Origin of the sequence: Acinetobacter sp. Brlt_5 (assembly GCF_051949055.1) — a bacterium.
Taxonomy (GTDB): Bacteria; Pseudomonadota; Gammaproteobacteria; order Pseudomonadales; family Moraxellaceae; genus Acinetobacter; species Acinetobacter indicus.
The window spans coordinates 42,500-68,452 of record NZ_JAYJLP010000009.1 but is presented as its reverse complement, the minus strand read 5'-3'; the positions used below and the strand labels follow the sequence as shown (position 1 = coordinate 68,452).

The 25,953-nt window shown below is 48.5% G+C and carries 31 protein-coding genes and 1 pseudogene; 12 read left to right on the top strand and 20 right to left on the bottom strand.

Features of this window, described 5'->3' with window-relative positions; genetic code table 11:
• Positions 1-7: 7 nt before the first annotated feature.
• The 15 genes and pseudogenes from rplE to VF685_RS07775 all read right to left on the bottom strand — a co-directional run bounded on the left by rplE (position 8) and on the right by VF685_RS07775 (position 7,402).
• On the bottom strand, positions 8-544 hold the full coding sequence (gene rplE, locus VF685_RS07845; protein ID WP_005180272.1) for a 50S ribosomal protein L5: 537 nt from the start codon (positions 542-544) through the stop codon (positions 8-10).
• Between the two features lie 16 nt (positions 545-560).
• Positions 561-878, bottom strand: coding sequence for a 50S ribosomal protein L24 (gene rplX, locus VF685_RS07840; RefSeq protein ID WP_005180274.1), 318 nt, complete (start codon positions 876-878; stop codon positions 561-563).
• A 9-nt stretch (positions 879-887) separates the two neighbouring features.
• Positions 888-1,256, bottom strand: a complete 369-nt coding sequence (rplN, locus tag VF685_RS07835; RefSeq protein ID WP_001982634.1) for a 50S ribosomal protein L14 — start codon at positions 1,254-1,256, stop codon at positions 888-890.
• Between the two features lie 91 nt (positions 1,257-1,347).
• A complete protein-coding gene (rpsQ, locus tag VF685_RS07830; RefSeq protein ID WP_127799333.1) occupies positions 1,348-1,605 on the bottom strand; it encodes a 30S ribosomal protein S17 in 258 nt (85 codons plus the stop codon).
• On the bottom strand, positions 1,602-1,799 hold the full coding sequence (gene rpmC / locus VF685_RS07825; protein WP_000849928.1) for a 50S ribosomal protein L29: 198 nt from the start codon (positions 1,797-1,799) through the stop codon (positions 1,602-1,604). The genes rpsQ and rpmC overlap by 4 nt, the downstream gene beginning before the upstream one ends.
• On the bottom strand, positions 1,799-2,212 hold the full coding sequence (gene rplP / locus VF685_RS07820; RefSeq protein WP_005180280.1) for a 50S ribosomal protein L16: 414 nt from the start codon (positions 2,210-2,212) through the stop codon (positions 1,799-1,801). The genes rpmC and rplP overlap by 1 nt, the downstream gene beginning before the upstream one ends.
• Positions 2,152-2,968: pseudogene (gene rpsC, locus VF685_RS07815) on the bottom strand (30S ribosomal protein S3). The gene rplP and the pseudogene rpsC overlap by 61 nt, the downstream one beginning before the upstream one ends.
• Before the next feature lies 1 nt (position 2,969).
• The gene (rplV, locus tag VF685_RS07810; RefSeq protein WP_001982638.1) at positions 2,970-3,299 is read right to left on the bottom strand and encodes a 50S ribosomal protein L22; all 330 of its coding nucleotides are present in this window, start codon (positions 3,297-3,299) and stop codon (positions 2,970-2,972) included.
• Positions 3,300-3,310: 11 nt separating this feature from the next.
• Positions 3,311-3,586 carry a 30S ribosomal protein S19 gene (gene rpsS / locus VF685_RS07805; RefSeq protein WP_001138119.1) on the bottom strand — a complete coding sequence of 92 codons (276 nt, stop codon included), beginning with the start codon at positions 3,584-3,586 and terminating at the stop codon, positions 3,311-3,313.
• Between the two features lie 20 nt (positions 3,587-3,606).
• On the bottom strand, positions 3,607-4,431 hold the full coding sequence (gene rplB / locus VF685_RS07800) for a 50S ribosomal protein L2 (RefSeq protein WP_127801047.1): 825 nt from the start codon (positions 4,429-4,431) through the stop codon (positions 3,607-3,609).
• A gap of 11 nt (positions 4,432-4,442) precedes the next feature.
• The gene (gene rplW, locus VF685_RS07795) at positions 4,443-4,763 is read right to left on the bottom strand and encodes a 50S ribosomal protein L23 (RefSeq protein ID WP_005180285.1); all 321 of its coding nucleotides are present in this window, start codon (positions 4,761-4,763) and stop codon (positions 4,443-4,445) included.
• Positions 4,760-5,362 carry a 50S ribosomal protein L4 gene (gene rplD, locus VF685_RS07790; RefSeq protein ID WP_005180287.1) on the bottom strand — a complete coding sequence of 201 codons (603 nt, stop codon included), beginning with the start codon at positions 5,360-5,362 and terminating at the stop codon, positions 4,760-4,762. Before rplD ends, rplW begins: the two co-directional genes overlap by 4 nt.
• Positions 5,363-5,373: 11 nt before the next feature.
• Positions 5,374-6,012 carry a 50S ribosomal protein L3 gene (gene rplC / locus VF685_RS07785; protein ID WP_005180289.1) on the bottom strand — a complete coding sequence of 213 codons (639 nt, stop codon included), beginning with the start codon at positions 6,010-6,012 and terminating at the stop codon, positions 5,374-5,376.
• A 59-nt stretch (positions 6,013-6,071) separates the two neighbouring features.
• Positions 6,072-6,383, bottom strand: coding sequence for a 30S ribosomal protein S10 (rpsJ, locus tag VF685_RS07780; protein WP_005180291.1), 312 nt, complete (start codon positions 6,381-6,383; stop codon positions 6,072-6,074).
• A 266-nt stretch (positions 6,384-6,649) separates the two neighbouring features.
• Positions 6,650-7,402 carry a type 1 glutamine amidotransferase gene (locus VF685_RS07775; RefSeq protein WP_286384628.1) on the bottom strand — a complete coding sequence of 251 codons (753 nt, stop codon included), beginning with the start codon at positions 7,400-7,402 and terminating at the stop codon, positions 6,650-6,652.
• Between the two features lie 161 nt (positions 7,403-7,563).
• Between VF685_RS07775 and VF685_RS07770 the strand changes: the two genes are divergently transcribed.
• From VF685_RS07770 to VF685_RS07740, 7 genes are all read left to right on the top strand, one after another.
• Positions 7,564-8,766, top strand: coding sequence for a PLP-dependent transferase (locus tag VF685_RS07770; protein ID WP_127801048.1), 1,203 nt, complete (start codon positions 7,564-7,566; stop codon positions 8,764-8,766).
• A 19-nt stretch (positions 8,767-8,785) separates the two neighbouring features.
• The gene (locus tag VF685_RS07765) at positions 8,786-10,369 is read left to right on the top strand and encodes a helicase HerA-like domain-containing protein (protein WP_440203602.1); all 1,584 of its coding nucleotides are present in this window, start codon (positions 8,786-8,788) and stop codon (positions 10,367-10,369) included.
• A gap of 149 nt (positions 10,370-10,518) precedes the next feature.
• The gene (gene hmpA / locus VF685_RS07760; RefSeq protein ID WP_005180299.1) at positions 10,519-11,730 is read left to right on the top strand and encodes an NO-inducible flavohemoprotein; all 1,212 of its coding nucleotides are present in this window, start codon (positions 10,519-10,521) and stop codon (positions 11,728-11,730) included.
• 91 nt (positions 11,731-11,821) lie between these two features.
• Complete coding sequence (locus tag VF685_RS07755) at positions 11,822-12,274, top strand: RrF2 family transcriptional regulator (RefSeq protein WP_016658529.1); 453 nt, start codon at positions 11,822-11,824, stop codon at positions 12,272-12,274.
• An 87-nt stretch (positions 12,275-12,361) separates the two neighbouring features.
• On the top strand, positions 12,362-13,201 hold the full coding sequence (gene yihA, locus VF685_RS07750; protein WP_005180304.1) for a ribosome biogenesis GTP-binding protein YihA/YsxC: 840 nt from the start codon (positions 12,362-12,364) through the stop codon (positions 13,199-13,201).
• Between the two features lie 149 nt (positions 13,202-13,350).
• Entirely contained in the window at positions 13,351-14,298 is a 948-nt protein-coding gene (locus tag VF685_RS07745; RefSeq protein ID WP_127801050.1) for a metal-dependent hydrolase, read from the top strand.
• A 113-nt stretch (positions 14,299-14,411) separates the two neighbouring features.
• Complete coding sequence (locus tag VF685_RS07740; RefSeq protein WP_127801051.1) at positions 14,412-14,837, top strand: VOC family protein; 426 nt, start codon at positions 14,412-14,414, stop codon at positions 14,835-14,837.
• Here the strand turns inward: VF685_RS07740 and VF685_RS07735 are convergent.
• On the bottom strand, positions 14,828-16,072 hold the full coding sequence (locus tag VF685_RS07735) for a dicarboxylate/amino acid:cation symporter (protein ID WP_034597932.1): 1,245 nt from the start codon (positions 16,070-16,072) through the stop codon (positions 14,828-14,830). The two genes, VF685_RS07740 and VF685_RS07735, sit on opposite strands and share 10 nt — an antisense overlap.
• Before the next feature lie 179 nt (positions 16,073-16,251).
• Between VF685_RS07735 and VF685_RS07730 the strand changes: the two genes are divergently transcribed.
• Positions 16,252-16,380 carry a YHYH domain-containing protein gene (locus VF685_RS07730; protein WP_194088134.1) on the top strand — a complete coding sequence of 43 codons (129 nt, stop codon included), beginning with the start codon at positions 16,252-16,254 and terminating at the stop codon, positions 16,378-16,380.
• A gap of 55 nt (positions 16,381-16,435) precedes the next feature.
• On the opposite strand, the gene VF685_RS07725 is transcribed toward VF685_RS07730, so the two are convergent.
• Positions 16,436-17,308: an acyl-CoA thioesterase gene (locus tag VF685_RS07725; protein WP_005180310.1), complete on the bottom strand. Its 873-nt coding sequence runs from the start codon at positions 17,306-17,308 to the stop codon at positions 16,436-16,438.
• Between the two features lie 287 nt (positions 17,309-17,595).
• Here VF685_RS07725 and plsB point away from each other — a divergent pair, with 287 nt between their 5' ends.
• A complete protein-coding gene (gene plsB / locus VF685_RS07720; RefSeq protein ID WP_016658523.1) occupies positions 17,596-20,160 on the top strand; it encodes a glycerol-3-phosphate 1-O-acyltransferase PlsB in 2,565 nt (854 codons plus the stop codon).
• Positions 20,161-20,240: 80 nt separating this feature from the next.
• Here plsB and VF685_RS07715 read toward each other — a convergent pair whose 3' ends face one another.
• Entirely contained in the window at positions 20,241-21,056 is an 816-nt protein-coding gene (locus tag VF685_RS07715) for an SDR family oxidoreductase (RefSeq protein WP_127801052.1), read from the bottom strand.
• A 33-nt stretch (positions 21,057-21,089) separates the two neighbouring features.
• Between VF685_RS07715 and recG the strand changes: the two genes are divergently transcribed.
• Positions 21,090-23,135 carry an ATP-dependent DNA helicase RecG gene (gene recG / locus VF685_RS07710; RefSeq protein WP_005180314.1) on the top strand — a complete coding sequence of 682 codons (2,046 nt, stop codon included), beginning with the start codon at positions 21,090-21,092 and terminating at the stop codon, positions 23,133-23,135.
• Positions 23,122-23,757 carry a ComF family protein gene (locus VF685_RS07705; protein ID WP_168383358.1) on the top strand — a complete coding sequence of 212 codons (636 nt, stop codon included), beginning with the start codon at positions 23,122-23,124 and terminating at the stop codon, positions 23,755-23,757. Before recG ends, VF685_RS07705 begins: the two co-directional genes overlap by 14 nt.
• Positions 23,758-23,781: 24 nt before the next feature.
• Here VF685_RS07705 and VF685_RS07700 read toward each other — a convergent pair whose 3' ends face one another.
• Together VF685_RS07700 and VF685_RS07695 are read right to left on the bottom strand one after the other, a co-directional pair.
• Positions 23,782-24,183, bottom strand: coding sequence for an NUDIX hydrolase (locus VF685_RS07700; protein WP_104489521.1), 402 nt, complete (start codon positions 24,181-24,183; stop codon positions 23,782-23,784).
• Between the two features lie 2 nt (positions 24,184-24,185).
• Positions 24,186-24,779 (bottom strand): TIGR00730 family Rossman fold protein, encoded by a 594-nt coding sequence (locus VF685_RS07695; RefSeq protein WP_005180318.1) that lies wholly within the window; start codon positions 24,777-24,779, stop codon positions 24,186-24,188.
• Between the two features lie 152 nt (positions 24,780-24,931).
• Between VF685_RS07695 and VF685_RS07690 the strand changes: the two genes are divergently transcribed.
• Positions 24,932-25,945: a CorA family divalent cation transporter gene (locus VF685_RS07690; RefSeq protein WP_005180320.1), complete on the top strand. Its 1,014-nt coding sequence runs from the start codon at positions 24,932-24,934 to the stop codon at positions 25,943-25,945.
• Positions 25,946-25,953 lie beyond the last annotated feature (8 nt).

Below are 25,953 nucleotides of genomic sequence, written 5' to 3'. Positions count from 1 at the left end.
CGACCTCTTATTTGAACGGGAAGCCGAATGCACGCATAAGCGCACGGCCTTCGTCATCGGTGCGAGCAGTCGTAGTGATGGTAATATCCATACCACGAATACGATCAATCTTATCGAAATCGATTTCAGGGAAAACGATTTGTTCTTTAAGACCCATAGAGTAGTTACCACGACCATCAAATGATTTCGCAGAGAAACCACGGAAGTCACGGATACGAGGGATCGCGATAGAGATCAAACGGTCTAAGAATTCGTACATGCGTTCGCCGCGTAAAGTAACTTTACAACCAATCGGCCAACCATCACGGATTTTAAAACCTGCGATAGATTTACGAGCTAACGTAAGAACTGGTTTTTGACCAGCGATAGCTTGCATATCAGAAAGAGCACCATCAAGGAGTTTCTTGTCAGCTGCAGCTGCACCAACACCCATGTTGATAGTGATTTTAGTGATGCGAGGGATCTCCATCACATTCTTAATGCCCAATTGTTCTTGTAATTGAGCTTTAAGTTCGTCGTTGTAACGTGTTTTAAGTCTGGCCATTGCCTATTTCAACCTATTACTTCGCTACCGCCACTGATTCACCATTTGATTTGTAAACGCGAGTTTTCACGCCGTCAATCGTTTGGTAACCAACACGGTCAGCCTTTTGGGTTGTAGCATTAAAAATTGCCACGTTTGAAATATGAAGCGAAGCTTCCTGAGTTACGATGCCGCCTTCAGCGCCAGTAACACGGTTCGGCTTTTGATGCTTCTTAACCAGGTTAAGGCCTTCAACCTTAACGCGGTCATTAGAAACTGACAAAACAGTACCCTGTTTGCCTTTTTCTTTACCTGCGATCACGATTACTTGATCGCCTTTTTTAATCTTAGCCATGATTGCCTCTTATAGAACTTCAGGAGCCAATGAAATAATTTTCATGAACTGTTCAGTACGAAGTTCACGAGTCACTGGTCCGAAAATACGAGTAGCAATCGGCGCTTTGTTGTTGTTCAAAATAACGGCTGCGTTATCGTCGAAACGAATCACAGAACCATCTGGACGACGGATACCGAATTTTGTACGTACAACTACAGCATTCATCACGTCACCTTTTTTAACACGTGCGCGTGGAATTGCTTCTTTTACAGTAACTTTAATAATGTCGCCAACAGAAGCATAACGACGATGTGAACCACCAAGTACTTTAATACATTGTACGCGGCGAGCACCACTGTTGTCTGCTACGTCGAGCATCGTTTCGGTTTGAATCATTGCCCTACTCCAAAACCGAGCATCACCGGTCACAATTTCGAAAGGCTCAAAGAGTACTCGAAATTGACCGATGATGCAACAAGAACGTTAATTACTCAGCAGCTGCTTCAACAACTTCAACTAGAGTCCAAGACTTAGTTTTAGACATTGGGCGGCTTTCTTTAATGGTTACAACATCACCAGCTTTCGCTGTGTTGTTCTCATCATGAGCATGTAATTTTGTTGAACGGCGGATTAATTTGCCATACAACGGGTGTTGAACTTGGCGTTCAATAAGCACAACAATAGACTTGTCCATTTTGTCGCTTACAACTTTGCCAGTTAACGTGCGGACTGTTTTATCACTCATTGTCCGTTCCCCTGTTTTTCGGTAAGGAGGGTCTTAATACGAGCAATAGTTTTACGAGCGACTTGCACTTCGTGCGACTTGCCCAATTGACCAGTTGCTTTCGCCATACGAAGACGGAATTGGTTAAGCTGTTGCTCATCAAGCAAAGCTTTCAACTCTTCTACCGACTTTTCACGTAGATCTTTAGTTTTCATTACATTACCGTCCGAGTCACGATAGTGGTTTTAAACGGAAGTTTAGCAGCAGCAAGCTTGAATGCTTCAGTTGCTAATTCATCGTTCACACCTTCCATTTCGTACAGGATCTTACCTGGTTTGATTTCGCAAACCCAGTATTCCACGTTACCTTTACCGTTACCCATACGAACTTCTAATGGTTTTTCAGTAATTGGTTTGTCCGGGAATACACGGATAAAGATCTTACCACCACGTTTAACACGACGGCTGATTGTACGACGCGCAGCTTCGATCTGACGCGCAGTCATACGACCACGTTCAGTCGCTTTAAGTGCGATAGAACCGAAAGATACAGTGCTACCACGGTGCGCTAGACCAGTGTTACGGCCTTTTTGAACCTTACGGAACTTAGTACGTTTAGGTTGCAACATGGATTATTCTCCTTTTTCAGCAGAACGATCATTGCGACGACCACGACGCTCTTGACCTTCACCACGACCGCGACCGCGTTTAGCTGGACGTTCTTCAGCTGGAGCTGGGTTCATGACTTGTTTCATGCCGCCCAAGATCTCACCACGGAAGATCCAAACTTTAACACCAATCGTACCGTAAGTCGTTTCAGCACGCATAGTCGCGTAGTCGATGTCCGCACGAAGTGTATGTAGAGGTACACGACCTTCACGATACCATTCTGTACGAGCGATCTCAGCACCGCCTAAACGGCCAGAAACTTCAACTTTGATACCTTTGGCACCAGCACGCATAGTGTTTTGAACCGCACGCTTCATAGCACGACGGAACATTACACGCTTTTCTAATTGAGAAGCGATTGCTTCAGCAACCAGACGTGCGTCTAAGTCTGGACGATCGATTTCGTTGATGCTTACTTGCGCTGGAACACCCATAATGTTGGTAAGTTCGCGCTGTAATTTCTCAATGTCTTCGCCTTTTTTACCGATAACGATACCAGGACGAGCAGTGCTAATAGTTACTTTAGCAGCGCCTGTCGGACGTTCGATAAGAATATTGCTTACCATTGCGTTCTTAAGTTTTTTAGTTAAAAACTCACGAACTTGAAGGTCTTTAAGCAAGTATTCAGCGTATTGTTTCGGATTCGCATACCAGTTAGCGTTATGACGTTTCACAACACCTAGGCGGATACCGATTGGATGAACCTTCTGACCCATATCAAACCCCTACCTTAACGGTGATGTGACAAGTACGCTTAGTAATACGATCTGCACGGCCTTTAGCACGTGGCATAATACGTTTCAGGCTCATGCCTTCATCAACGTAGATCGTAGAAACTTTAAGGTCGTCTACATCTAAACTGTTATTGTGTTCAGCATTTGCAATTGCAGATTCCAACGCTTTTTTAACCAGTACAGCAGCTTTTTTGTTGCTGAAGTTCAGGATGTTAAGCGCATGCGCAACAGATTTGCCGCGAATAAGGTCTGCAACCAAACGTGCCTTTTGTGCCGAGATAGCGGCACCGCGTAATTTAGCAGTTACTTCCATCATAGCACCTATTAACGTTTAGACTTCTTGTCAACACCGTGACCACGATAGGTACGAGTTGGCGCGAATTCACCTAGTTTATGGCCAACCATGTGTTCAGTAACGATTACTGGAACGTGGTTACGACCATTGTGTACAGAAATTGTTAGACCAACAAAATCCGGAAGAATCATCGAACGACGCGACCAAGTTTTGATCGGCTTACGAGAGTTGCTCGCAACAGCCGCTTCAACCTTAGCGAACAAGTGCGCATCGACGAATGGGCCTTTTTTCAATGAACGAGGCATTAGTCAGATTCCTTTACTTGTTACTTAACGCGACGGTCGCGAATAATCATCTTAGTCGTACGCTTGTTGGTACGTGTCTTGTACCCTTTAGCTTTTTGACCCCATGGGCTTACAGGTTGAATACCTTTGTTACGCCCTTCACCACCACCGTGTGGGTGGTCAACCGGGTTCATCGCCATACCACGTACGGTAGGACGAACGCCACGCCAGCGTGAAGCACCTGCTTTACCAAGTGAACGCAAGTTGCTTTCTGAGTTAGAAACTTCACCCAATACAGCACGACATTCAACGTGTACTTTACGCATTTCACCAGAACGTAAACGAACGATAGCGTAAGAACCGTCACGACCCAACAACTGAACTGAAGTACCAGCTGAACGAGCTAACTGCGCGCCTTTACCGATTTTAAGTTCGATGTTGTGAAGAGTAGAACCGATAGGCATGTTGCGAAGTGGCAAGCAGTTACCTGGACGAATTGGAGCATCGTTACCAGACTGTACTTTATCACCAGCACGTAAGCCTTTAGGCGCAATAATATAACGACGTTCACCGTCAGCATACTTCAGCAGTGCGATGTGTGCAGTACGGTTAGGATCGTATTCAATACGCTCAACTACAGCAGGAACGCCGTCTTTGTTACGTTTGAAGTCAACGATACGGTAGTGCTGTTTGTGGCCACCACCAACGTGACGAGTCGTAATGTGACCGTTGTTGTTACGACCACCAGTACGTTTTTTAGCTTCTACCAACGGAGCATATGGCGCGCCTTTGTGAAGGTGATCATGAACCACTTTCTCTACAAAGCGACGTCCTGGAGACGTTGGCTTACATTTTTGAATAGGCATAATTTTCGTCCTTATTCCGCTGCGGTTTCAGCGGTATCGCCCAAGTCAGCCATTTCAACATCTTGGCCAGCTTTCAGGGTGACGTATGCTTTTTTAACATCAGAACGACGTCCGATAGTTTTACCAAAGCGTTTAGTCTTACCTTTAGTGATAGTCGTGTTAACTTTAACAACTTCTACACCAAATAATTGTTCCACTGCTTTTTTGATTTCAAGCTTGTTTGCATTTAATGCAACCTTGAACACTTGAACACCAGCAGTTTCACCTAAAACTTGTGCTTTTTCTGAGAATACAGGTCCTTGTAGGACTTGATATAAACGTTCGTTGTTCATCCGAGTTCTACCTCAATTTTCTTAGCAGCAGCAACAGACATTACAACTTTATCGAACGCGATCAAGCTAACAGGATCGATTGCAGTAGCGTCAACCACATCAACGTGTGGAAGGTTGCGAGCTGCAAGGTATAGATTCTCATCTACAGCTTCAGTAACGATCAATGCGCGAGTTGCATTCAAGTCGTTCAGTTTTGCAAGCAATGCTTTAGTTTTAGGCGCTTCAACAGCAAACTCTTCAACTAATACAAGACGATCTTGGCGAACAAGTTCAGCTAAGATACATTGCATTGCACCGCGGTACATCTTACGGTTCACTTTTTGAGACCAGTCTTGTGGACGAGCAGCAAAAGTTTTACCACCGCCAACCCAGATTGGGCTACGAATAGAACCAGCACGAGCGCGGCCAGTACCTTTTTGACGGAATGGTTTTTTACCACCGCCAGAAACGTCTGCACGTGACTTCTGAGCTTTAGAACCTTGACGACCACCAGCTAAGTAAGCTGTAACAACTTGGTGTACAAGCGCTTCGTTAAATTCACGGCCGAAAGCTACTTCAGACAATTCAACAGCAGAGCCGGAAACAGTTTTTAAATTCACGTTATTTCCCCTCAGGCCTTGATAGTAGGACGAACAGTTACGTCGCCACCAGTAGCACCAGGAACCGCGCCTTTAACAACTAGAACTGAACGCTCTGTGTCGATTGCAACGATTTCAAGACCCTGTGTAGTTACGCGTTCAGCACCTAAATGGCCAGCCATTTTTTTGCCTTTGAATACGCGACCAGGAGTCTGGTTTTGACCTGTAGAACCTAGAACACGGTGAGAAACAGAGTTACCGTGAGTAGCGTCTTGAGTACGGAAGTTCCAACGCTTAACACCACCTTGGAAACCTTTACCTTTAGATGTGCCAGTTACGTCAACGATTTGACCAACTGTGAACAAATCTACAGTAAGCGTACCACCAACTTCACGACCTTCAAGCTCAGCTTCTGTAACGCGGAATTCTTGAACCAGACGACCAGCAGCAACACCCGCTTTCGCAAAGTGACCTTTCTGAGCGTTAGTTACGCGAGATTCGCGACGTTCACCAGTAGTGATTTGAATCGCTTGATAACCATCAGTTTCAAGCGTTTTGATTTGTGTGATGCGGTTAGGATCAACCTCAATCACTGTAACAGGTACAGAAACACCAGCATCTGTAAAGATACGGGTCATACCGCACTTGCGACCGACTAAACCAATAGCCATGTGCATAAACCTCTAAAAAAGCGGCTTAATTAACTTAGAGCGTTAATTAACCGAAAGCCTTAACCCAATGCGATCTGAACATCAACACCAGCTGCAAGATCTAATTTCATCAATGCATCTACAGTTTTGTCTGTAGGTTGAACGATATCGATCAAACGTTTGTAAGTGCGGATCTCATATTGGTCACGCGCATCTTTGTAAACGTGCGGTGATGTAAGAACGTTGAAGCGTTCGATGCGAGTAGGCATCGGGATTGGACCACACACTTGTGCGCCAGTACGCTTAGCGGTTTCTACGATCTCTTGAGCAGATTGATCAATTAAACGGTGATCAAAAGACTTAAGACGGATACGAATTCTCTGGTTAGACATACCAGTTAACTCCAAGCCAAAATATATAAAGAATCACTCTTGACGCATCTCACCCCACTAATAAAGGCAAGTGTCAAGAGCAGTGAAATATCACTAAGGTCGTGATCGATGCCACGACTGTAACGATAGTTAACCACTTTCTTCGCGGTTAACCCCCTTAATATCAAAGGGTCGCCCATTATAACGATTGTTTAATGCATAAGCAAATCCTTTTGTGGCTTTTTACATCATTTTTCAAATATTTCGACAAATCAATTGTTTAATAATTATACAGCCTGCCGCTGCGCTGCAGTTTGCTGTAATACATAATCTATCGCCTGATTTAATATCTGATTTCCTTGAATAAATTTATTTTTATTAGCGCGCTGCAGCTGCTCTACCGATTGCACATAAGGTCCCTGAAACAGGGCCAGCTCTTCTTCATCTTCCAGGAATAATTGCAGGCTTTCTGGCGTGGTTTCCGGGTGAAACTGAAAGCCCAGTACATTTTTGCCAATCTGATACATCTGATTGCGACAGGCATCATTTTCGGCCAGATGCACAGCCCCTTTGGGAATCTCGAAGCTTTCACTGTGCCACTGCATGACATTAAACTGCTCCGGCAACTGAAAATAGTCTGGTGGCACATGACTAACCTTGCGTACCTCGTGCCAGCCCAGCTCCTGTACAGGACTGCGACTGACGGCCGCGCCCAGCGCATTGGCGATCAGTTGCCCACCCAGACACAGACCAATGGCCGGTTTTCCCATGGCCAAATAACGCCTGAGCCAGCGTTTTTCCATTTTTAACCAGGGGAAATTGGCTTCATCATTAACGCTCATGGTGCCGCCCATGACAATTAACAAATCGACCTCCTCGATCTGCGGCAGCGCTTCAATATCCAGCGCTGAATCAACCGGCAAGGCAAAAAATTCTGTGGCACTGATCTCTGCATTTAACCGTTTTAAATGCGTATAACAACTTCCAAATCCTTCACCAGCAATATGCTGAAAATAATGTACTTTTAAATGCGACGCCATGCGCTGAAACCTGTTGTTGTAGCTATGCTTTTAGGTTTTGCAAAAATGAAGCCAACTTTAGCGCTGAGTGCTCAAAGTCAAATAAATACAGCCAGATATGGCACAACTGATCCTTTTCTCTTAAGCTAAATTCAATTGATTGTCCTGATTTGAGCGAAGTCGTGAAAAAAAATCCGCAAACCGAACTGATTCATGCACCACGAAAAGCCCCTCAACTGATTTCTACGGTTCAACCTCCCCTCTATCGTGCATCGACGATTATTTTTAACAACACCGATGCACTGTTTAATCGCCACTGGACCGATGCCTATGACTATAGTTATGGCACGCACGGCACGCCGACGACCTTTACTTTAGGTGATCACATCGCGCAGATCGAAGGCGGCCTCTATCACCTGCTGGCGCCGAGCGGCCTTTCTGCGATTAATCTGGTCAATTCCTGCTTGTTAAGCCAGGGTGATGAGGTCTGGGTTCCGGACAATATTTATGGTCCGAATATGGAGCATCTGCGTAATCTGCAGCAGCGTTATGGCATTGCCGTCAAGGTCTATAACCCGTTGGAGGTAGAAAGCTTTAGCCCAAGCGATAAAGCCAAACTGTTATGGCTCGAAGCGGCTGGTTCGGTGACACTGGAGTTTCCGGACTTAATTGGTCTGGTAAAAAAAGCCCAAGCCCATAATATTTTGACTGCGCTGGACAATACCTGGGGCGCTGGACTGGCCTTTAATGCCTTTGATTTTGGCGAGGACCACTTAAGCGTAGATCTGACCGTGCATGCGCTAACCAAATATCCAAGCGGGGGTGGCGATATTTTAATGGGCTCGGTGGTGACGCGTGACCAGAAGCTCCATCATCAATTATTCCGGATGCATGCCATTCAGGGGATTTGTGTCAGCGGAGATGATACGGCGCAAATCCAGCGCAGTCTGGCCTCCATGCAGCTGCGTTACCAGCAACAGTCACAATCAGCACTGACCTTGCTGAACTGGCTAAAACAGCAAAAAGAGCTGGTTCAGGTCCTGCATCCGGCTGATCCGGACAGTGCCGGTCATGCATACTGGAAAGACATCTGCAAGGAGGGTCACAGCGCCGGACTGGTTAGTGTGATTTTTGATGCGCAATACAATTTAAACGATATTCGAGCATTCTGTGATGCATTAACCCTGTTCAAGCTGGGCTTTAGCTGGGGGGGACCGGTCAGCCTGGTAATGCTGTATAACCTTAAAGAGATGCGTGTGCTTGAGCATAAACACCTAAAACAAGGTTTGCTGGTGCGTTTCTGTATAGGACTGGAACATCCGGATGATTTAATTCAAGATATAGCGCAAGCATTACAACATTTAAAGCAGCATAAAAACGAATAACAACGAGGATCAGTACAGTATGGGTACACCAATTACCATTGCCAAAAAAACCCGTGATACCACACAAGCGATAGTCTTACATTCCCAGTTTGCCAACCGGCATGGCCTGATTGCCGGTGCAACCGGTACCGGTAAAACTGTGACCTTAAAAGTCCTGGCAGAAAGTTTTTCCCGCATTGGTGTCCCAGTCTTTCTGGCCGATGCCAAAGGCGATGTTTCCAGTCTGGCACAGGCTGGTTCCAGCAATCCCAAATTTGATGAACGGATTAAAAGCCTTGGCATTGACAGTATCCCCTTTGCTGCCTCGCCGGTGGTGTTCTGGGATTTATTTGGTGAACAGGGCCATCCAATTCGCACCACCATCTCCGAAATTGGCCCCCTGTTGCTAGCCCGGATGCTGAATTTAAATGACACTCAGGAAGGTGTATTGTCAGCGGTGTTTCGGATTGCCGATGATCAGGGCCTCCTGCTGATTGACTTTAAAGACGTGAAAGCCATGCTCAGCTATGTCAGCGAACATGCGGCAGAGTTAAAGGCCGACTATGGCAATTTATCTCCGGCCAGTCTGGGCGCGATTCAGCGCAATTTACTGGCACTGGCCGATCAGGGCGGTGATCTGTTTTTTGGCGAGCCCAGCCTGAATATTCTGGATTTCATGCAGACCGATGCTCAGGGACACGGCAACATCAACCTGCTGGCTGCAGACAAGTTGATGCACACCCCGAAACTGTATGCGACCTTTTTATTGTGGATGCTGTCAGAGCTGTTTGAACAGTTGCCGGAAGTCGGTGATATGGACAAACCCAAACTGGTGTTCTTCTTTGATGAAGCGCATTTACTGTTTGACAATGCCAGCCCGGCCCTGCAGGAGAAAATTGAGCAGGTAGTCCGCCTGATTCGCTCCAAAGGGGTTGGAATTTATTTTGTCACCCAGAATCCGCTGGATTTGCCTGAAAGTGTACTGGGACAGCTCGGCAACCGGGTGCAACATGCCTTACGCGCCTTTACCCCCAAAGATCAGAAAGCGGTCAAAACCGCGGCTGCAACCTTCCGTGCCAATGCGGAATTTCAGGTGGAACAGGCCATTACCGAACTGGCGGTCGGTGAAGCCCTAATTAGCTGTCTGGATGAACAAGGCACGCCGCAGATTGTAGAGCGCGGCTGGGTGATGCCACCCTACTCCTCGTTTAGCCCGATTAGCCCTGAACAGCGCAAGGCACTGATGAGCCAGAGTATTGTCGCCGGTGTATATGAGCAGAGTCTGGACCGGGACAGTGCCTATGAAATGCTGCAACAGAAAGTAGCGGAACGTCAGCAACAGGCTGAACAGGCCGCGCTCGAACAGCAACGCGCCAAAGAACAGGAAGCTTTAGCCAAGCAGCAAGCCAAAGAACAGGCTGCTTTGGCCAAACAGCAGGCGCGGGAACAGGAACGTCTGGCCCGCGAACAGCAAAAAGAAGCTGAACGCACTGCACGACAGCGTGAAAAGCTGACTCAGGATATTGTCGGCACCTTTGCCAAGAGTGCAGCCCGAACCTTAGGCGGCAGCACCGGACAGAAAATTGTCCGCGGATTATTAGGCTCCCTGTTTGGCCGAAAATAATCAAAAAACCGATAGGAACAGCTTTCATTATGGGATATTTTTATATCCCATAATTTTTTTATGGTTTTTTAAAAACAGTGCTTGCACTGGCGTTTTGTAAAATGTATTTTAAATACATCTTATAAATAACCAGCCATGAGAGATCAGCCATGACTCCACAGCAAATTGACCTTGTAAAAGCAACTGTTCCTGTTCTACGTGAAAATGGTGTGGCCCTGACCAGCTATTTCTATAACCGCATGTTGGGGAATAATCCGGACCTTAAAGAAACCTTTAACCTGGGTCATCAACGCAGTGGTGCGCAGGCGCAGGCACTGGCAGGTGCGGTACTGGCCTATGCAGAAAATATTGAAGATCCATCAGTACTGGCGCCAGTAATTGAACTGGTCGCACACAAGCATGTCAGTCTGAATATTCAAGCTCCGGACTATAATATTGTCGGTGAAAACCTGCTGCACTCCATCAGCGAAGTGCTGAATATTTCCATGGATGATCCACTGATTGATGCCTGGGCCGCCGCGTATGGCCAGCTTGCAGAAGTGTTTATTAATACCGAACGTGCCATTTACGAGCAGCATCAGCAAACTCAAGGCAGCTGGTTAGGCTGGCGTAATTTCAAAATCGCCAAGAAAGTGGTAGAAAGCGACGAAATTACCTCGTTCTACTTTGAACCGGTCGATGGTGGTGCCTTACCAAAATATGAAGCCGGCCAATACATTTCAGTACGTGTTTTTGTCCCTGAACTGGACCTGAAACAACCACGTCAATACACGCTGTCAACCAGCCCGCAGCAAGACTACTTACGTATTTCAGTGAAACGCGAACCGGGTAATGGCGCCGACAAGATTGCAGGCTGGGTATCTAATGCGCTGCATCAGCTGCCAGAAGGTGCAGAACTTGAAATTTCAGCGCCAACAGGAAACTTCTACCTGATCGACAGCAACAAACGTAATGTGTTCATTAGTGGCGGTGTTGGCTTAACCCCAATGATTGCGATGCTGAACCAGCTGGTGACTTTAGATGTGCCACAACCGGTGACCTTCATTCATGCTTGCCGCAGCAAACAGGTACATGCCATGAAACAGCATATTCAGGACATCAAGGCGAAGTATCCACGTATTCATACCTTTACAGCCTATGAATTCCCGAATACCGAAGATGTGTTAGGTCAGGATTATGATGTGGCCGGTCGTCTGGACCTGAGTACCATGGATGCTGCCTTATTACCGGAAAATGCCGATTACTACCTGTGCGGCCCAATGCCATTCATGGCCGAGCAGCAAAAAGCCTTACTGGCACGTGGTATTAAAGCCGAACAAATTCATAGTGAAGCGTTTGGTACGGGTGGTGTACGTCACTAAAACCCCACACGTGTAAAACATAGGAGGGCTAGTCTGCTTATGGTAGACTAGCCTTCATGTATTTCAACTTTGAAAAAATATTTGTGCGATCATGCAATTAAATAAATTCACCGACTATGCATTACGTATTCTGCTGTATATCTCCCCACCGCGAGATCTGCCGTATACGATTGCGGAAATTGCGCAGGATTTGCATGTTTCCCAAAACCATCTGGTTAAAATTGTGCATTTCATGGGCAAACAGGAATGGCTGATTACCACCCGTGGTAAAGGGGGCGGCCTGCGTTTAAATCCGGATGCACGGGACCTGAAGCTGGGCCAGATCGTGCGTATCTTGCAACGTGAAACCCAGATTGTGGAATGTAATACCCCGCCGTGCGTGCTGCGCAGCCGCTGTGGCTTAAAAGGCATTTTAGATCAGGCGCTGGAACAGTTTTATCAGAGTCTGGACCAGTACACCCTGTCCGACGTATTAGATACTCCTGCACCGGCACAGTGGAGCACACAATCGCCGATTCAGCTGATCAATCTCCAAGTCAGCTAACTTTTGCACACGGCTACAGCAAAGTTCGCGTGTCTGCGCGAGTTGATCTATAATACCGCTTTGTAAAAGCAGTGATGAAGTTAAGTTATGCACCATAGCAGAGGAAAATCGAAAAACACTAAGGCCGCTAATGCGCCGAAGCAAAAGATTAGCTATGAGAAAAAGGCTGATCCTGCGATTACCGAATATGCCGTTCGTGCCCTGAACTGGCTACGTAAAGCCGAATTCCTGATGAGTGCACCAAAGCTGAATCTCTGTGTAGAAGATAGCGGCTATGAGGTGGCCTTTGCCGGACGTTCCAATGCTGGCAAATCCAGTGCGATTAATGCCCTCACCAACCAGAAACAGCTGGCACGTGCCTCGAAAAAACCGGGCCGTACCCAGATGATCAACTTCTTTAGTCTGGGCAATCCAGAGCAGCGTCTGGTCGATTTACCGGGTTATGGTTATGCCGCAGTACCTGAATCAATGAAAATTGTCTGGCAAAAAGAGCTGGAAAACTACCTGATTCATCGCAAGAGCTTACAGGGTCTGGTCTTGCTGATGGATATTCGCCATCCGCTGCAGCATTTTGATGTGATGATGCTGGAATGGGCTTATTCTCGTCATCTGTTTGTGCATGTTTTGCTGACCAAATCCGACAAGCTGAATCGTGGCCCGGCCAATAAAGTCCTGCTGGAAGTAAAACAGCAGCTGAAAAAGATGAAGCTGGATTTCTCGATTCAACTGTTCTCCTCACTCAATCGTCAGGGTCTGGAAGAACTGGCCAGTGTAATGGCCGGTCGTCTGAACTTTACCCTGGAACAATCGCAGCAGTTTGATCTGGCCAGCATTCCGGAAGCCACGGCAGATGAACTGGAAGCAGAAGAGCTGCCGGATACAGAAGCTGTTGAACAGCTGACTGAAACGGCCGCCAAAGAACCATAAGCTTTGCAACAACTCAAAACTGTCTGACAATAATTTACATCTATTGATATTGGAATGTCCCCTATTGCTAGTTTCAATGGGGGATATTTTTTTCATACTCATGCTGAGCATAATTTGAACCGCATCACATTTTAGAGGTGCAATACAGCATGAAAAAACTCCTCGCACGTTTTCGCCGTGCTGCCCGTGGCTCATCCATTGGCTACTTTATTCAACCGCGTAAAGTCCGCTTTGAATGGCAGGACACCCCCATCGACTGGATTCCGCAGCAGCCTTTTGCCAGTTATTTTATTAACGAAATTAACATGATTCTGCCGGCCGGCGAGTTCTGGTTTTGCCGGCTGTACAACAAGGTTTTGCCGCAGATTCAGGATGAAAAACTAAAACAGGATGTGCAGGCCTTTATCCGCCAGGAAGCCATGCACGCCCAGGCGCATAACTCGGCCAACAAGGATTATTTAAGCGAACGCCAGATTGATATTCAGCGCAATATCAGCCTGATGAACGGACTGTTTAACCAGTTACTGGCCGATCGGCCTTTAGGTCTGCAATTGCCGCAATGGAGCGAACGGCACTGGGATCTGTTCCGTTTAGGCATTGTTGCCACGGTAGAACACATGACCTGCGTGCTGGGTAAATATGCGCTGTATAACCGCGAATGGCAGCGTCAGGGTGCCGACCCGGCCATGCTGGATCTGGTCAAATGGCACGGCGCAGAAGAAATCGAGCATCGCACCGTAGCCTTTGACCTGTACCGGCATTTGGGTGGCAGTTATCTGGCCCGTTATTATCTGAGCCTGCTGGTGATTGCCGGGGTAATTGGTCTTTGGGTTGATGGCGCGGCGCATATTATGCGTCAGGACCCACGTTATGCATCAATCCGGCCAGCCCTGTATAAACCGTGGATCTGGCGGGAATGGTACCGCACTGCACAGGCCAATAACGGCTTATTGCCCTCACCATTCTGGCTGGTATCACAACAGTTGGGTTATTTAATGCCGTGGTATGACCCGCTGCATGAAGCCAAAACCGAAGATGCGCTGGCCTATCTGCAAGCCTCCCCGGCGGCACAGCGCGCCCAACTTAAAGTCGCGTAAAGCGTCCACTTGGTGCAGAATTGCAGAGATACAATTGCCCGACACAGGCAGCACTGTATCAAGCCAGATTTCCGCTAAGATAAAAATTGGACTTGAACGAAAAGGCAGGAACAATGCGCGCATCTTTAAGTGTGATCACGCTGGCTGTGCAGGATTTAGACGCAGCTTTGCGCTTTTATCAGCAAGGTTTGGGCTGGCAGAGTGAAGGGATCGTCGGGCAGGAATTTGAACAGGGCGCAGTGGCGTTTATCACGCTGGATTCAGGCCTGACACTGGCACTGTGGCCGCAGACTGCCTTGGCGCAGGATAGCGGCCTGCCCCTGAGCCGTTTTTGCCCGACCCAAATTAGTCTAGGGCATAATGTACATAGTCCGCTGGACGTAGATCAGGTGATGCAGCAGGCCGAGCGTGCCGGTGCCACCATTGTCAAACCGGCACAAGCCACCTTTTATGGCGGTTATGCCGGTTATTTTCAGGACCCCGATGGCCATCTTTGGGAAGTGGTCTGGAATCCGTGCTGGGAAGATACTCAGGATTGAGTTGCGATCTCATCGTCGCGGGTATAACGGTCAACCACCACACTAATCATCATATCACCCTGGACATTGACTACGGTACGTACGGTATCCAGCAAACGGTCAATCGGCAGTAAAATGGCAATTGCTTCTGCCGGCAGACCGACCGATTGCAGCACCATAATCATGGTGACCATGCCGGCACTTGGAATTCCCGGCGCGCCCAAGGAGGCAATCATGGCGGTGGCACAGACCACCAACTGCTGGCCCAAGGTCAAATCCAGTCCCATTAAATTGGCAATAAACAGCGCCGCAGCGGCTTCATATAAGGCCGTGCCATCCATATTCAGCTGTGTACCGAGCGGAATTACAAAGCCAGCTGTTTGCGGACGCACCTTCAGATTTTCCTGGGCGCATTTCATCGAAAGTGGCATGGTGGCCGAACTGGAACTGGTGGCAAATGCAGTAATTAACGCAGCGCGGGTTCCTTTAAAGAAGGTCACCGGATTCATTTTTCCAAATAGCCATAGCAGTAGCGGCAGTACCACCAGACCATGAAAAATCGTGGTGCCGGTTACCACTACGGCAAACTCAGCCAGACGGCTGAGCACGGTCACATCTTCGGTGGCAATCAGCTTGGCCAATAGCGCAAAAATCCCCAGCGGTGCCAGTTTCATCACCCAGCCGATCATCAGCATCATGATGTCAAAAAACTGATGACTAAGCCGGCGCACAGTCCGGAACTGCTCACCGCCTTTGACCAGCGCCACCCCGACAAATAAGGCAAACACCACCACCGCCAGCACATTGCCCTCGGCAAAGGCCTTAAACGGATTAATCAGGGTGTTTTGAATAAAATTGGTGAAGAAAGACGACGGCGTTAAAGTATCTGGCGTCTGATGCTGGCTCATCGCGTCCTGGAATAAACGCACATCTACACCTTTGCCTACTTCAAACAGATGCGCACAGGCCAGACCTAAAATGAGTGCCAATGTGGTGGTGGTCACACAGCACAGCAAGGTAATTTTCCAGACCCGGCTCAGCTGGCCAGAAGCCTGCAGGTTGGATACCCCGACTACAATCGAACTGAAAATCAGGGGAATCAGCAGCATTTTCAGCAGGCCGATAAAAATACTGCTGGCAATACTCAGGCCATATAAGCTGCCGTCATAAAATGCGCTGCCCGGCAACAGGTTCAACAAAAACCCGAATAGAACCCCTAAAATTGCGGCCACCAGAATTTGTGTATTTAAGCTCATGGGTGCATATATTGTGATGTCATCTTGCTTGGCACTATGCCATGCGAGCTGCGCTGAATCGAGCATTATTTTGTCAAAAGCAAATCCAGCTCAAGAAAAAAGCCCGGTGCCAGAAAAACTGGCATAAGATGTGCTTTATCAGTGCATTACCTTGTTTTTAAGACTAAAAGAGTAACCTCATGAAAAAACTCGCCCTTATTCTTGCACTCATTTGTAGCACCTCTCAGGTTTTTGCCCATTCTTCGGGCAACAGCAAGGCACAAGGCTGCCATAAACATGCACCAAGCGATTTGCCGCATTGCCATTGAAGGTAGGATAAAAAAAGCCGAATCGACTGATTCGGCTTTTTTTATTGATATTGGTTTACTGAGTTTCAATTTCGCGTAGGCGAATTAAACCTTCCTGGGTGGTGCTACAGACCAGCTCACCGTTTTGCCACATACGGCCAAAGTTCAGGCCACGCGAACTGTTGCTGATGGTGGCTTCCATGTCATACAGCATCCAGTCATCGACCCGGAATGGCTTATGGAAATACATGGCATGGTCGATACTGGCACATTGCAAACTTGGCGACAGATAACTCAGGCCATGCGGACGCAGCGCAGTGGTCATTAGGGTAAAGTCGGAATAAAAAGCAGCAATGGCCTGATGCAGGGCAATTTCATCCTGCTCCGCTGCAATCGGACTATGCGTACGGATATAGTGCGCATAAGACGGCGCTTCCGGCTGCGGCTGAAACGGATTACTTGGATTCACCGGACGGATTTCCACATGCCGGTCACGGGTAAAGCTGGCACGAACGTTTTTCGGAATAAACTCGACAATGCTCTGTACCAGTTCTGCTTCATTTTTTAACTGTTCCGGTGCCGGATATTCAGGCTCGGAAATCTGGTAATTCAGCCCTTCTTCTGGCGCAGCAAAAGATACCATACACATAAAGATGGTCCGGCCATGCTGGATGGCTCGCACCTGACGGCTAACAAAGCTCTTGCCTTCACGAATCCGGTCCACTTCATAAATAATCGGTGCGTTGACATCGCCACCAAACAGGAAGTAAGCATGTAAGGAATGCGCCGGACGGTCGGTGGTATACGAGGCTGCACGCAGCGCCTGGCCCAGCACCTGTCCACCGAACACGCGCTTACCGACCAGATTGCGGCTGATGCCTCGGTAGATATTTTCTTCAAGTTTTTCCAGGCTAAGCAGTTCAACCAGTTCCTGAGTCAGTGCATTCATGCGGGGAAACCTATGTCGGGATATTTAAAAATCAAAACAAGCAAAATAGAAACAGCTCAATCTTGCCTATTTTGCCATATTTGTCGACTAAAACACTAAAGTTTAACTGACTGCCCTGTCACGGCTCCCGTATAATGCGCCGCACTAAAAATACGATTTTTAACGATAAAATTGAGCACTAAAGATAGAATTTGTCAGAAAATGTCAGGCTATTTTTCGCTACAATTAGATTCATTATTTTTTTCCTCAGATAATCTGCGGTACTGGTCATTGATTTAGGAGTTGGTATGTCCAAGAGTGGTTTTGGTCAAATTTATCGTCAGCTTTCAAGCAAACTGCTTGATCTGGTGGTAACCCCGCATGTACTGGGCGAGGTTCCTGCCGAAGCAGCAGCGACAGACCATTCAGAACAGCCGACCCAGAAAATTGTCTGCTATGTGCTGCAGAACCATTCCCGCAGCAATGCCTTGGTCCTTGATGGTGAAACACGCCGCTTAAAGCTGCCGCCCGCATTAGACCCGATGCAGATTGGCCAGCACAAGGAAAAAGCCTCAATCCTGTTTTTACAGCACTATGATGAAAACAATCTGCTAAATCCGCCGCCACACGCCTTTCCGCCGCGTTTGCTGCGTCTGATTGAACTGCTGGAGCAGTACCCGGAACTGGATATTGAGCTGATTCCAGTCACCGTCCTCTGGGGCCGCGCACCAGATAAAGAAGATTCCTGGCTCAAACTGCTCCTGACCGATACCTGGGCTACACCAGGCACCGTCAAGCAGCTGGTCAATATTGGCCTGCATGGTCGCCAATCCTATCTGGAATTTCATGAGGCACAGTCTTTAAGAGCCATGGTGCAGACCGCCAAGATGCAGGCCCCGAACCTGTCGCCGGCGACCTGTATCATCAATACCTTAAATAATTATTTAGACAGCCAGCGCGAAGTGGTGTTAGGCCCCGATTTATCGGATCGCCGTAATGTGATGCATAGCCTGATTAAAGCGCCGGATGTACAGGAAGCCATTCGCCGCGAAAGCATCCGCAGTAAAATCAGCATGATTGAAGCCGAGCGCCGTGCCATTGGCTATTTAAATGAAATCGTGTCGGACTATTCCTATGCCGCCATCCGCTTTGCTGAAACGGCGCTAACCCGTTTATGGACCCAACTCTATGATGGCGTCGAGGTGCATAATTTCAGTACCGTGCGTGAGCTGGCCAAAGACTACGAAATTATTTATACCCCGTGCCATCGCAGTCATATCGACTATTTATTGCTGTCTTATGTGATTTATAAACGCGGCATGATGGTGCCGTATATTGCCGCTGGCGATAACCTGAACATGCCCTTTGTCGGTCAGTTATTACGCGGTGGCGGGGCTTTCTTTATTCGCCGGACTTTCCGTGGCAATGGCCTGTACACCACCGTATTTAAGGAATATCTGTACAGCATTCTGTCGCGCAACACGCCGCTGGAATACTTTATTGAAGGCGGCCGTTCGCGTACCGGCCGCTTGTTGCCACCAAAAACCGGTATGCTGGCCATGACCGTACATGGACATTTACGTGGCCGCGCCAAACCGATTGCCTTTGTGCCAACCTATATTGGCTATGAACGCCTGATGGAAGGTTCGACCTATGTCGGTGAAATGCAGGGTAAACCGAAAGAGGCCGAATCCATTGTCGGTATTCTGAAAACCTTGAGAAAAATCGAGCGTATTTTTGGCAAGGTGCATGTGAATTTTGGCGAGCCGGTGTTTTTAGATGACATGCTAAAACAGCATGGCGCCGAGCAGATCAGTATCGAAAAAAATGACGATCCGATTCCGCAGGAAGTATCCGATGCGGTAAACAGCTCGGCCTATGCGATTCTGGAAAACATTAACCGCGCCGTGGTAATTAACCCGGTATCGCTGTTATCGCTGATTTTGCTGGGCACGCCAAAACATACCTTAGATGAAGCGATCTGTATCAAGCAGCTGGATACCTATCGTGACCTGCTTACTGCCCTGCCATACGATGAGCGCACCCACATTACCCCGCTTTCAGGCAAGGAAATTATTGCCTACGGTCTGAAGCTGAAACTGATCAAACGTGTACAACACGTTCTGGGCGATATTATTGCCATTGAAGACAATCAGGCGGTGTTGCTGACCTACTTCCGCAACAATATTCTGCATGCCTTTGTCCTGCCATCTCTGGTGGCGGCACTGGTGGAGCACAATGGTTCAATCAAGCGTGGCGATCTGATTAATGTAATTCGTACGCTGTATCCGTTCCTGAAAGCCGAGCTGTTCCTGAAATGGAATGAAGCAGAACTGAAACAGCAGATCTGTGCCTATGCTGATGGGCTAATTCAGGCCAAGCTGATTAGTGAAGATGCTGAAGGGAATCTGCTTTCTCCGGCACCGAACAGTGAAGATCATAACCAGTTGGTAGTATTGGCTGCGCCGGTAATGCAAAGTCTGGAACGCTACTACATGACCCTGGCGCTGATTACCCAGCGTGGTTCGGGCAATATTTCCGCCCGTCAGGTTGAAGAACTGAGTCATCTGGTTGGTCAGCGTTTATCGGTGCTGTATGAGTTCAACTCACCAGAGTTCTTCGATAAGGCCCTGTTCCAGAGCTTTATTAAAGTGCTGACCCAGCAAGGCTATATCAGCACCAACAGCGACAATGCTATTGTCTTTGATGAGAACTTTAGCAATGTGGCGCAGTATGCCAATCTGGTGCTGGATGATGTCACCCTGCAAATGCTGCAACACATCACCACCTTTAGCGATGAAGAACTGAAAGATGCGCTGGATGCTCTAGCTGCGCAGCAAGCCAAACGTCGCTTAAAACGTAAAAAGAAATAAAAAACCGTCCATAACCCGTATCTTTGCCTTCGTGCAAAGGTGCGGGAAATATCAACCATCCTCAATAAAATGAAAAACTCTTAGTTCACATCCGCTTGCTGTAACAGGGCCAGATAATCCTGAAAACAGTCATTATGCTGTAGCTTAAAACCACTATCCTGCATCCGTTTCGGTCGAATCCGTTTCCCGGTTTCGTGCGGACTGGTCAGGGTTAATAACGGCAGATGCAGCTGCTGCTGAAACCATTGCACCACTTCATGCAACAGTTGCGGCTGACCATTACTGACAATATAACTCTCCTGCAGATGTTCCACGTGAATCATCTGTGCCAGAAAACGCGCCAGATCATCAATATGAATCCGGTTAGACCAGTGCCGGTTTGGATATTCGGTGAGCGTGTGCGCCAGCTTGACCATCCTTGCAATCGAAGTGCCATAAATACCGCTGGGCCGGATAATGGTACAACGCTCCGGATAAGCGCTTAAATAGGCCTGCTCCATCTTGAGCAGAATGTCTGCCTGTATATCTGGCGGCTGAAGCGGTGTGGTATCCTCAATCCATTCCCCGGCATTTTGTCCATACACCCGGGTCGATGACACCACCACCATGCGCCGCACCGGATGCGCTGCCAGCGCCGTTACAGTGGGTGCGACTGAATCCAGATAGGTGTGCTGATAGGCCTCCGGCGTACTCTGGCCCGGACTGAGCAGCACATAGACCCAATCAATGGGCGCCAGCCGGCTTAAATCCAGCTGCTGCACATCCTGAATCAGATGCGTTGCATGCGCATCACTTTTCTGGCTGCGGCTAATTGTGGTAATTTGGTGGCCAGCTTGAAATAGTTGTTTAGCCACACGTGCAGATGTTTTACCATAACCGATAAATAAAATATGCATAACCCACTTGCTCATTACCATTGTTGAGGGGACATGGCCGCAGTCCATCAATTACAAGGCGTTGGCGCTGCTGCTGCCGCGTTACTGGAAAAACTGAATATTTTCACCACAGATGACCTGCTGTTTCATCTGCCGCGTGACTATGAAGATCGTAGCACGATCATTCCGATGAACCAATTGAACGTCGGCCGCAGCTATTTACTGGAAGGCATTGTCAAAGGGGTCGATTTTCCACCCGGCAAACGCAAGTCGATGGCGATTCTGCTGGATGATGACAGCGCCAAAGTCACCTTACGTTTTTATCATATTTATAAAGGCCTAACCGACCGTGCCAAAGTCGGCAACCGCCTGCGCGTGTTTGGTGAAGTCCGGGTCGGCGCACGTGGTCTGGAAATGTATCATCCGGAAATCCAGCTGATCAGCGAGCATACTCCGCTACCGAAAACCCAGCTCACGGCGATTTATCCAAGCACCGAAGGGCTGACCCAGTCCAAACTGCGCGACTATGTCAAACAGGCGCTGAAACAGCACAGTGATGATCTGCCGGAACTGTTGCCGGAAAAATTTACCAACGGCTATGCACTGAAACAGGCGCTGGAATATATCCATGAACCGCCAACCAGTGCCAATATGCTGCAGCTTGGTCAGGGTTCGCATCCGGCCCAGCAGCGGCTGATTTTTGAGGAACTGGTGGCACATCAGGTCAGTTTATTGACCCGCCGTGCTTATATTCAGCAGATTGAAGCGCCAGCTTTTGCACCCAGCCAACGTCTGGCCAAGCAGTTACTGGCCGGCTTACCGTTTAGCATGACCGGCGCACAAAAACGGGTGTCCAAGGAAATTATTCAGGACCTAAAACAAAACAAGCCGATGCTGCGGCTGGTACAAGGTGATGTCGGCGCCGGTAAAACGCTGGTGGCGGCGGTGGCGGCCTGTCATGCACTGGAAGAAGGCTGGCAGGTGGCGCTGATGGCACCAACTGAAATTCTAGCCGAACAACATTATTTAAACTTTAAACGCTGGTTTGAACCTTTGGGACTGACCGTATCCTGGCTCTCTGGCAAACAGAAAGGCAAGGCCCGCGCCAGCGCCGAACAGATTATTCAGGATGGCAGCGCCCAGCTGGTGGTCGGCACCCATGCGCTGTTTCAGGACAATGTCGAATTTGCCAAGCTGGGACTGGTGATTATTGATGAGCAGCACCGCTTTGGGGTCGATCAGCGGCTGGCCTTAAGAAACAAGGGCCTGAATCACATGACTCCGCATCAGCTGGTGATGACCGCCACCCCGATTCCACGTACGCTGGCGATGTCCGCCTATGGCGATCTGGACACTTCCATTATTGATGAGCTGCCGCCGGGCCGTACCCCGATTCAGACCGTGACCATTCCACTGGACCGGCGCGAACAGGTACTACAGCGTATTGCCAGCAACTGTGCCGAAGGCAAACAGGCCTATTGGGTGTGCACCCTGGTAGAACAGTCAGAAACGTTGGATGCGCAAGCTGCCGAAGCGACTTTTGCTGAAATCAAGGAACGCTTTCCGGAACTGAATATTGGTCTGGTGCATGGCAAAATGAAGGCTGATGACAAACAGGCGGTGATGCAGCAGTTTAAAGACAACCAGCTGCAATTGCTGATTGCCACCACCGTGATTGAAGTCGGCGTCGATGTCCCGAATGCTTCAATCATGGTGATTGAAAATGCCGAGCGTTTAGGGCTGTCGCAATTGCATCAGCTGCGTGGCCGGGTCGGTCGGGGCGCCAAAGCCAGTTTCTGTGCCCTGCTGTATAAGCATCCATTGTCGCAAAACGGGCAGGAACGGCTGCGAATTTTAAGAGAAAGCAATGATGGCTTTGTGATTGCCGAAAAAGATCTGGAACTGCGCGGCCCCGGGGAGTTACTGGGCACCAAACAAACCGGCGATATGGGCTTTCGGGTGGCCAAGCTGGAACGCGATGATCATCTGCTGAATCAGGCGCATTATGTGGCCCAGCAGATGCTCAAAGATTATCCCGAGCAGGCCGAAGCCTTGCTCAAACGCTGGCTGCCGGAAGCACCACGTTATGCCTATGTTTAAGCTGCTGGCGCATAGCCATACGCTCTTTAAAAAGTTACTGCCCTGCCAGCTCTGTGGCAGTGCGGCCCAGCAGCAGTACCGGGTCTGTGCAGACTGTTTGCAACAGCTGCCGTGGCTAAAGGCCAGTGTCTGCCGGCAGGAAACCGAGATTCAGGTGGCCTGTCATTATCGTTATCCAGTCGACCGGATAATTCAGCAATTCAAATATGAGCAGCAATTGCATTATCAGTCTTTACTGGCGGGCAGCCTGTGTGAATTGGCCTATCCACGGGTACAGGCCATTGTGCCGATGCCAGTGGCAGCCGAGCGACTGGCGGAACGCGGTTATCATCATACCCTGCTGCTGGCTCAGGTGCTGGCACGTCATTTACAGCTACCAATCTGGCAACCGGTTGTACGGCACCATCAACACAGTCAAAAAGGCTTAAGTCGACTGGAACGACTGGAGAATCTGGACCAGCAATTCCAGCTACGGCCCGATACCGGCCGGCCCTATCGCCGGGTGTTAATTGTCGATGATGTGGTCACCACCGGCAGCTCAATTCGTGCGCTAAAACAGCAGCTGGAGCAACTTGGCTGTCACAAGGTCTATGCGGTGTGTATTGCCAGTGCCGACGGATAAATCATTTCAAAAAGACAGCCAGCCTTAAGCCGACTGTAACAGCTGCTGTTTCACCCAGGGAATCACCACTTCTGTGGTTAACGGTGCCAGACGTGTCGTCTTATCCTCCAGTTCAATCCATTTCATTTCCGCAATTTCTGCCTGAACCTGCGGGTCCTGATCGAGCTGCACATAATAGACATAACTGACCAGACGATGATCCGGCTCATTGGCTGTAGCGGTTTCAAAACGGCCAACAAACTGTTTAATCTGGGCCTGACAGCCAATTTCCTCCGCAATTTCCCGGCAGATGGTCTGCTCCGGTGGCTCATTGCTTTCCAGCTTGCCACCAACCTGCATAAAGCATTCGGTGTGCTGTTTGCGTACCAGCAGCAATTGCTGCTGCTCATTCAGAATAATGGCCGCAGCTACGGTAATGGTGTTCATATTTATTTCACCAAGGCCTGACGGTCAGCCATGCCCCATTTCGGTTCAGGTGCCTGAAAACGTTCAAACTGGCTTAAAATCTCATCCATAGAATCGGACACAATTAATGCCTCGGTAAAACGTGCATGGGTAAAGCCCTTGTCAGTGGTCATGCGAATAAAGCGCAGCAGATCATCATAAAAACCTTCAACATTTAAAAAGGCATTCGGTTTTAAATGAATTCCCAGCTGGGCCCAGGTCCACTGCTCAAAAATTTCTTCCAGCGTACCGGCACCGCCCGGCATGGCAATAAAGGCATCGGACAGTTCTGACATTTTGGTTTTACGCTCATGCATATTCTTCACCACATGCAGCTCGGTTAAACCGGGATGGGCCAGCTCGCGATCAACCAGTGGCTCCGGAATCACGCCAATTACGGCACCACCGGCCTGCAAGGCACTGTCTGCGACCACACCCATTAACCCGGAGCGACCACCACCATAGACCAGGGTTTTGCCCTGTTTTGCAATCGTTTGCCCGACCAGCTGCGCCGTGTCCACAAAAACCGCATCGGAACCTAAAGCCGAGCCACAGAAGACTGCAATTGAATTTGTCATTTTTTCACCATGTTCAGCGGCTATGATGCCGCAAATATACCCTTGAGCTGGTTTTTTAAAAAAATTAGCACTTCAAACAGTGTTTTTAATCAAATCCTTGTCTAAAATACACCCATCAATAAAACCCATACTGCGCAAGGGAGAAAAGACTAATGCTTGAAGCCTTTTACGCCACAGAGCGCGGTAGTCTGGAAGACGCCACCATTAACGGCGGCTTCGACCTGCATCCAGAACTGGTCTGGATTGACCTGATCGCCCCTTCACAAGAAGAACAACAGTGGGTCATGGACGCCTACCGGCAGGATTTACCCACCTTAAAGTCTCTGGAAGATATTTCCTCATCTGCCCGATTTTACCGTGATGATGATGGGGTTTTACACATCAGCACCTATTTTTTAACGAAAAATAAAAACTATCAGGTCGATGATGAATCGGAAGAAAATTCCAGTATTCTCGCCACGGTACAAACCGTTGCCTTTATTTTAAACCGGGACCGTCTGCTAACCCTGCGCGGTGAAAAACTGGTGGCCTTTCGTGCTTTTCGGGCCCGTGCACGACGCAATGATTATGAAATTGATTATAAAGACCCGACCTGGGTGCTGCTCGGGCTGTTAGAAGCCAAGCTGGATGAACTTGCGGATATCTTGGAAGATATCCACAAGGACCTGGAAAAATACTCCACCGAAGTGCTGAATAACCGCCACCGGGAAATGATTTTAGACCTTGATGACATGATTACCCGGCTGGCTCAACTGGAAGATATGCTTGGAAAAGCCCAGCTCTGTCTGATTGATTTACGTCGTGTGCTGACCTTTTTAGCGCGTCCACGTGCTTTAGGCAGTCATATTTATGATGCCGATATCCGTGAACTGAGTGAAGATGTACGCTCACTGGTCGAACATGATGCCTTCCTGTTCCAGAAAGTGCGCTTCCTACTCGATACTACTTCGGGTTTCATTAATACCGAACAGAATGACACCATCCGTCGCTTCTCGATTTTACCAAGTATGCTGGCACCGCCAATGCTGGTGGCCAGTGTTTATGGCATGAACACCGATGTACTGCCTTTTGCCAAAGGCACCACCAGTTTTATTATTGTCAGTATTATCCTGATTGGCTTCTTTATCGGGCCGCTGATTTACTTCAGATGGAAGAAATGGATTTAATGCGACAT

Bases quoted from the DNA above. Each gene is read 5' to 3' on its own strand.
- rplE (WP_005180272.1), bottom strand. From the start codon at position 544: ATGGCCAGACTTAAAACACGTTACAACGACGAACTTAAAGCTCAATTA.
- rplX (WP_005180274.1), bottom strand. From the start codon at position 878: ATGGCTAAGATTAAAAAAGGCGATCAAGTAATCGTGATCGCAGGTAAA.
- rplN (WP_001982634.1), bottom strand. From the start codon at position 1,256: ATGATTCAAACCGAAACGATGCTCGACGTAGCAGACAACAGTGGTGCT.
- rpsQ (WP_127799333.1), bottom strand. From the start codon at position 1,605: ATGAGTGATAAAACAGTCCGCACGTTAACTGGCAAAGTTGTAAGCGAC.
- rpmC (WP_000849928.1), bottom strand. From the start codon at position 1,799: ATGAAAACTAAAGATCTACGTGAAAAGTCGGTAGAAGAGTTGAAAGCT.
- rplP (WP_005180280.1), bottom strand. From the start codon at position 2,212: ATGTTGCAACCTAAACGTACTAAGTTCCGTAAGGTTCAAAAAGGCCGT.
- rplV (WP_001982638.1), bottom strand. From the start codon at position 3,299: ATGGAAGTAACTGCTAAATTACGCGGTGCCGCTATCTCGGCACAAAAG.
- rpsS (WP_001138119.1), bottom strand. From the start codon at position 3,586: ATGCCTCGTTCATTGAAAAAAGGCCCATTCGTCGATGCGCACTTGTTC.
- rplB (WP_127801047.1), bottom strand. From the start codon at position 4,431: ATGCCTATTCAAAAATGTAAGCCAACGTCTCCAGGACGTCGCTTTGTA.
- rplW (WP_005180285.1), bottom strand. From the start codon at position 4,763: ATGAACAACGAACGTTTATATCAAGTCCTACAAGGACCTGTATTCTCA.
- rplC (WP_005180289.1), bottom strand. From the start codon at position 6,012: ATGGCTATTGGTTTAGTCGGTCGCAAGTGCGGTATGACCCGTATCTTT.
- rpsJ (WP_005180291.1), bottom strand. From the start codon at position 6,383: ATGTCTAACCAGAGAATTCGTATCCGTCTTAAGTCTTTTGATCACCGT.
- VF685_RS07775 (WP_286384628.1), bottom strand. From the start codon at position 7,402: ATGGCGTCGCATTTAAAAGTACATTATTTTCAGCATATTGCTGGTGAA.
- VF685_RS07765 (WP_440203602.1), top strand. From the start codon at position 8,786: ATGGGTACACCAATTACCATTGCCAAAAAAACCCGTGATACCACACAA.
- hmpA (WP_005180299.1), top strand. From the start codon at position 10,519: ATGACTCCACAGCAAATTGACCTTGTAAAAGCAACTGTTCCTGTTCTA.
- VF685_RS07755 (WP_016658529.1), top strand. From the start codon at position 11,822: ATGCAATTAAATAAATTCACCGACTATGCATTACGTATTCTGCTGTAT.
- yihA (WP_005180304.1), top strand. From the start codon at position 12,362: ATGCACCATAGCAGAGGAAAATCGAAAAACACTAAGGCCGCTAATGCG.
- VF685_RS07745 (WP_127801050.1), top strand. From the start codon at position 13,351: ATGAAAAAACTCCTCGCACGTTTTCGCCGTGCTGCCCGTGGCTCATCC.
- VF685_RS07740 (WP_127801051.1), top strand. From the start codon at position 14,412: ATGCGCGCATCTTTAAGTGTGATCACGCTGGCTGTGCAGGATTTAGAC.
- VF685_RS07735 (WP_034597932.1), bottom strand. From the start codon at position 16,072: ATGAGCTTAAATACACAAATTCTGGTGGCCGCAATTTTAGGGGTTCTA.
- VF685_RS07730 (WP_194088134.1), top strand. From the start codon at position 16,252: ATGAAAAAACTCGCCCTTATTCTTGCACTCATTTGTAGCACCTCTCAG.
- VF685_RS07725 (WP_005180310.1), bottom strand. From the start codon at position 17,308: ATGAATGCACTGACTCAGGAACTGGTTGAACTGCTTAGCCTGGAAAAA.
- plsB (WP_016658523.1), top strand. From the start codon at position 17,596: ATGTCCAAGAGTGGTTTTGGTCAAATTTATCGTCAGCTTTCAAGCAAA.
- VF685_RS07715 (WP_127801052.1), bottom strand. From the start codon at position 21,056: ATGCATATTTTATTTATCGGTTATGGTAAAACATCTGCACGTGTGGCT.
- recG (WP_005180314.1), top strand. From the start codon at position 21,090: ATGGCCGCAGTCCATCAATTACAAGGCGTTGGCGCTGCTGCTGCCGCG.
- VF685_RS07705 (WP_168383358.1), top strand. From the start codon at position 23,122: ATGCCTATGTTTAAGCTGCTGGCGCATAGCCATACGCTCTTTAAAAAG.
- VF685_RS07700 (WP_104489521.1), bottom strand. From the start codon at position 24,183: ATGAACACCATTACCGTAGCTGCGGCCATTATTCTGAATGAGCAGCAG.
- VF685_RS07695 (WP_005180318.1), bottom strand. From the start codon at position 24,779: ATGACAAATTCAATTGCAGTCTTCTGTGGCTCGGCTTTAGGTTCCGAT.
- VF685_RS07690 (WP_005180320.1), top strand. From the start codon at position 24,932: ATGCTTGAAGCCTTTTACGCCACAGAGCGCGGTAGTCTGGAAGACGCC.